Annotated in this window: 2 protein-coding genes; both read right to left on the minus strand. The window is 51.4% G+C overall.

The window, feature by feature from the left end:
- Nucleotides 1-418: hypothetical protein (locus ACVRRC_RS22000; protein ID WP_472997578.1), on the minus strand; the 418-nt coding region annotated here is incomplete at its 3' end.
- The coding region (locus ACVRRC_RS22005) for a hypothetical protein (protein ID WP_472997579.1) at nucleotides 411-863 on the minus strand (453 nt) is incomplete at its 5' end. The genes ACVRRC_RS22005 and ACVRRC_RS22000, both read right to left, overlap by 8 nt.

Genomic DNA, 863 nt, shown 5'->3' on the forward strand with positions numbered 1-863 from the left:
ATAACCGGTAAACAAAGGTGACAAGATAAAAACTTACCACTGCACTAATCGCCAATTCCGGGTCACGTAGTGCCCCGTCAATAACGCCATTAATCTCACCTTGGACCTGAGCGAAAAAACGGCAGACCAGCTGAAAAACGATCACCAGCAAAACGATATCGTAGACGAGCTTACCGAAGTAGCCGAGATAATCGAAAGTCGTAGTGCGCATAAAAGTGCTGATCACTAACCAGACCACAGCCAGAGGCATCGCCAGACCTAATAGGTTAACGATTATTTTTGTTGCTCCTGTCGCAGTATCGGGTGCAGGCCATCCCCAGAGGGACCAGAGGAGGAGCCCGGCCAATGCGATGAAGGAAAGGTGCTCACGAACAAAGGCGGTTGCACGAACCCATAGCGGGATCTGAGGCTTAAGCATGATTTTCCTCCCAGAGATGGATGGGGCCATTGGTTTGACGATGCTGTAGCGGTCGGGTCAATACCGCAGGGTTTGTCTCGTTGAAATACCGGCCAATTTCAATATCCGCTTTCACGGCACGAATGATGATACCGGCTAAGTGCAACGCCTCGGGCAGATCATAAACCGTCGGTTCGTCAATGGGGTCACCGCATTGCTCTTGTCCTGCCGTGATGCACAAAGGAATGACCAGGTCGCTTTCTTTCGAGTGAAAATCGCAGCTGAGCATGTGGCTATCATCATAACGGTAAGTCCAAACATGCGCGGTGAGCGCCTGACCTTTGGCCTGTTCACGGACATAGGCCACTATGTTTCCTGCAATGCCATGAAGCCCTGTATCGGTGAAGGTAAACCCAGAGGGAACGAGTTGACTCTTTTTGGGGGATTCCAGCCCGTCACGGGCACC

This window comes from Stutzerimonas sp. LR2 (genome assembly GCF_055755175.1).